Source organism: Variovorax sp. 01T439_2 (genome assembly GCF_056398445.1).
Window position 1 is genome coordinate 1 of the sequence record NZ_JBFTPJ010000441.1, and the last position, 4,690, is coordinate 4,690.

3 protein-coding genes and 1 pseudogene are annotated in these 4,690 nt (G+C 68.9%); all 4 read right to left on the reverse strand.

The window, feature by feature from the left end; genetic code table 11:
* Nucleotides 1–979, reverse strand: a 979-nt coding sequence (gene flhF / locus AC1DOC_RS19875; RefSeq protein WP_478130344.1) for a flagellar biosynthesis protein FlhF, incomplete at its 3' end; no start/stop codon positions are given.
* Nucleotides 976–3,069: a flagellar biosynthesis protein FlhA gene (gene flhA / locus AC1DOC_RS19880; RefSeq protein ID WP_478130345.1), complete on the reverse strand. Its 2,094-nt coding sequence runs from the start codon at nucleotides 3,067–3,069 to the stop codon at nucleotides 976–978. The genes flhF and flhA, both read right to left, overlap by 4 nt.
* A complete protein-coding gene (gene flhB / locus AC1DOC_RS19885) occupies nucleotides 3,066–4,211 on the reverse strand; it encodes a flagellar biosynthesis protein FlhB (RefSeq protein ID WP_436289408.1) in 1,146 nt (381 codons plus the stop codon). The genes flhA and flhB overlap by 4 nt, the downstream gene beginning before the upstream one ends.
* Nucleotides 4,212–4,336: 125 nt before the next feature.
* A pseudogene (locus AC1DOC_RS19890) lies at nucleotides 4,337–4,690 on the reverse strand (DUF3772 domain-containing protein); the annotation flags it as partial.

Consider the following 4,690-nt stretch of genomic DNA (forward strand, 5'->3'; position numbering starts at 1 on the left):
GGCAGGCATGCACCACCTCGTTGAGCGTGTCGCCGTGGCTCGTGGCATTGAGCAGCAGCAGCCGCTTCACGGGCCGCTGGCTGTTGCAGAGCATGGCGATCTGGTCGGACACGGCGCGGTCGCGCTGGCTCATGCCGACGGTGTCGATCAGCACCATGTGCTTGCCCTGCAGGTCCTGCAGCACCAGGTGCAGGTCGGCCGCGTCCTTCACGGCGTAGACCGGCACGTTGAGGATCTGGCCGTAGATGCGCAGCTGCTCGTAGGCGCCGATGCGGTAGCTGTCGGTAGTGACGAGCGCGAGCTTGTCGGCGCCGAAGCGCATCACGCAGCGCGCCGCGAGCTTGGCCGTGGTGGTGGTCTTGCCGACGCCGGTGGGGCCCATCAGCGCATAGACGCCGCCCTGCGCCAGCAGCGCGTCCTCGTCCTCGTGCACCGGCAGCGTGCGGATCAATTCGGAGCGCACGAAGGCCATGCCCTGCGCATAGCTCTGGCCCGTGGGCAGGTGCTCCAGCATGGCCTTGGAGAGGCGGGCGCTGAAGCCGGCGCCCAGCAGCGTGCGCAGCAGGCGCCCGCGCATCGGGTCGCGCCGCTGCTTCTCGTTCCAGGCCACGCCGGCCAGTTGCTCCTCGATCATGCAGCGCATCGAATGGAGTTCGCCGAGCACGCTGTCCGCGGCTAGGGGCGCGGGGACAGCGGCAGGTGCGGCGATGGGTGCTGCGATGGATGCAATGGCGGGCGCAGGAGCCGCCAGGGCTGCCGGCAATGGCTGGGGTGCCGGCGGCGCGGCAGCGGCGCTCGCACGCACGCCTTCCACGTCTTCCTGCACCATGGCCACGATCTCCACGCCTTCGGCGGTCACGCGGTTGGTCAACACGATGGCTTCGTCGCCGAGCGCCTGGCGCGCCAGGCGCAGTGCTTCCCGGCTGGTGGGCGCGACGAACTTGCGCGCGCTGGTGCGGACGTCTGTCGGGATGTTCAAACTCTTCCTCCGATGGTGGCGGTGATCTTGATGTTGCGGGTGTCAGGAATCTCTGCATGCGAGAGAACCTTGAGCTGGCGGAAGCTGCGGCGCAGGAAGCGCGAGAGCAGCACGCGCAGCGAATGCTGGACGACCAGCACCGGCGCCAGGCCCAGCTGTTCCTGGCGCGCGATGGCGGCGCGGGTCTGCTGCATCAGGCTGTTGGCAAGCCCCGGCTCGATGCCGTTGTTGTTGGTGAGCGCCTGCTGCAGCACGCCGTCGAGCGCGCCGTCCAGGCCGATCACCTGCAGCTCGGAATCGCCCGGGAACAGCTGCTGCGTGATCGCGCGGCCGAGCGCCAGGCGCGTGAGCGAGGTGAGCTCGGCCGCGTCCTTGACGGTGGGCGCATGCTCGGCCATCACGTCGAGGATGGTGCGCATGTCGCGGATCGGCACCTCTTCGTCGAGCAGGTTCTGCAGCACCTTGTGCAGCGTGCTCAGCGAGATGACCTTGGGTACCAGATCCTCGGTGAGCTTGGGCGCGGTCTTGCCGATCTGGTCGAGCAGCTGCTGCACTTCCTGGCGGCCCAGCAGCTCGGCCGCATGGGTCTGGATCAGGTGGTTCAGGTGCGTGGCCATCACCGTGCAGGCATCGACCACCGTGTAGCCGAGCACCTGCGCTTCCTGGCGCAGGCTGGCGTCGATCCACACCGCGGGCAGGTGGAAGGCCGGGTCCTGCGTCGGCGTGCCGGGCAGGGTGCCGCTCACCTGGCCGGGGTTGATGGCCATCCACTGGTTGGGGAAAGCCTCGCCGCGGCCGATTTCCACGCCCTTCAGGCTGATCACGTAGGTGTTGGGCGGGATCTCCAGGTTGTCGCGGATGTGCACCACCGGCGCCAGGAAACCGATCTCCTGGGCCACCTTCTTGCGGATGCTCTTGATGCGGCCCAGCAGCTCGCCGTTCTGCGTCTGGTCCACCAGCGGGATCAGCCGGTAGCCGACCTCCATGCCGAGCGGGTCGACCAGCGCCACGTCGTCCCAGGTCGCCTCGGGCGCCTCGGCCGACGGCATGGCCGCGGCCTGGGCTGCGGCGGCCTGTTCGGCCGCGGCCTGCGGTGCGCGCTTGAGCATGCGCCGGCCGAGCCACGCGAGGCTGYCCGCAATCAGCAGGAAGGCCAGGTTCGGCATGCCGGGGATCATCCCCATCAGCCCGATCAGGCCGGCCGTCAGAAAGAGCACCTGCGGGTTGGAGAACAGCTGGCCGGTCAGCTGCCGGCCCACGTCTTCGTCGGTGGTGACGCGCGAGACGATCACGCCCGCGGCGGTCGAGATCACCAGCGCCGGAATCTGCGCCACCAGGCCGTCGCCGATGGCCAGCAGCGTGTAGGTCGTGCCCGCGGTGCCGAAGTCCAGCCCGTGCTGCAGCATGCCGACCACCAGGCCGCCGATGATGTTGATCACCATGATCAGCAGGCCGGCAATCGCGTCGCCGCGCACGAACTTGCTGGCGCCGTCCATCGAGCCGTAGAAGTCGGCTTCCTGCGCGACTTCCTGGCGGCGCTTGCGCGCCACCTCTTCGCCGATCAGGCCGGCGTTCAGGTCGGCGTCGATCGCCATCTGCTTGCCCGGCATCGCATCGAGCATGAAGCGCGCGCCGACCTCGGCGATGCGTCCCGCGCCCTTGGTGATCACCATGAAGTTGATCAGCACCAGGATGATGAACACCATCACGCCCACGGCAAAGTTGCCGCCCACCAGGAAGTGGCCGAAGGCCTCGATCACCTTGCCCGCCGCGTCCGGCCCGGTGTGGCCGTGCATCAGCACCACGCGCGTGGAGGCCACGTTGAGCGACAGGCGCAGCAGCGTGGAGAAAAGCAGCACGGCCGGAAAGGCCGCGAAGTCCAGCGCCTTCATGGTGTACATGCTCACCAGCAGCACCATCACCGACATCGCGATGTTGAAGGTGAACAGCAGGTCGAGCAGGAAGGGCGGCAGCGGCAGCACCATCATGCTCAGGATCAGCACGATCAGGATGGGGCCGGCAAGGCCCTTCCACTGGCTGCCGGAGAACAGTTGCGACTGCAGGCGCGTGAAGGTGGCCATGGCGTTCATGCGGCGGCCTTCGGTGAGTATTCGAGCGATTCGGGGATCGGCAGGTCGGCCGGCGTGCGCGGCGCTTCGCCGCCTTCGCTTTGCCAGCGCTTGAGCTGGTAGACCCAGGCCAGCACCTCGGCCACCGCGGTGTAGAGGCCGGCCGGGATCTCGTCGCCGAGCCGGGTGTGCTTGAAGAGCGCACGCGTGAGCGGCGGCGCCTCCAGGATCGCCACGTTGTTCTCGCGCGCGATCTCGCGGATGCGCGCGGCCATCAGGTCGCTGCCCTTGGCCACCACGCGCGGCGCGCGCATGTCGTGGTCCACATACTTGAGCGCCACCGCAAAGTGCGTGGGGTTGGTCACCACGATGTCGGCCTTCGGCACCTCGGACATCATCCGCCGGCGCGCCATCTGCTGCTGCTGGCGGCGGATCTGCGCCTTGATGTGCGGATCGCCCTCGCTCTCCTTGTGTTCCTGGCGCAGGTCTTCGCGCGACATGCGCAGCTTGCGGTGGTAGCTCCACAGCTGGTAGGGAACGTCGACCAGCGCCACCAGGAACAGCGCGGAGGCAATCAGCGCGCAGTTGTGCGCCACCAGCACGATCATCTGCGGCAGCGCGGCGCGCTCCGATTGCGCCATGAGCGCGGAGACTTCGTCCACGTTGCCCATGATCACCAGCCAGGCCACGCCGCCGATCAGCAGCGACTTGGCGAGCGCCTTGAACAGCTCCGACAGCGCCTGCGCCGAAAACATGCGGCCCACGCCGGCCACCGGATCGAGCTTGCTGAACTTGGGCGCCAGGGCCTTGGCCGAGAGCAGCCAGCCGCCGAGCATCAGCGGCGCCGCCACGGCCGCCACCAGCATCATGCCGAACAGCGGCACGAGCGCGAGCAGCGCCTGCTGGCCCATGAGACCGGCGCGCGCCAGCATGTGGGAAGGGTCGAACGCCGCGGCGCGGTCGAAGTGCAGGCCCTGGGCCAGCGCGCCGCGCAGGGTGGCGCCGAGCGAATCCGCCGTGAGCCACAGGCCGGCCACGGCGGTGCCCAGCAGCACGAAGGTCGCCAATTCGCGCGACCGCGCCACGTCCCCTTGCTCGCGGGCCTTTTCGAGGCGCTGCGGTGAGGCGGGTTCGGTTTTTTCGAGGTCGCTTTCTTCAGCCATTGATGCTCCGGGCGAGCGTTGGCGACAGCACGCCTGCTCATGGCTGATTGTTGGTTTGGGAGCCTCCGGACAATTGATCGATCAGCGCGGGCATTCGCCCGCTGCTTGGACGATCGGTGCGGCGCCTAGGCGGCGGGGGTGGCGGCCGGGCCGGCGCCGTCCGCGGCATCCGGCGCGGGTGCGGACGCAGGCACTGGCGCGGGCGCAGGCGGCGCCGCATACGGCACCAGCGGCAGCTGCTCCGCATCCAGGCGCTCCAGGATGGTGAACAGCAGGTCGCTGCGCACGCTGCCTGCCAGCCGCGGGCTCGGCACATAGGCAATGGCCTGGAAGATCAGCAGCCCGCCCTCGATGCCTTCGAGCGTGAGCGAAGGCGCCGGCGTTTCGAGCACGCTCTCGTGCGCGCGGCAGGCGTCCAGGATGAGCTCGCGCACGCGCTGCGCGTGGGTGGTCAGCGGCATCGGCAAGCGGATCAGCAC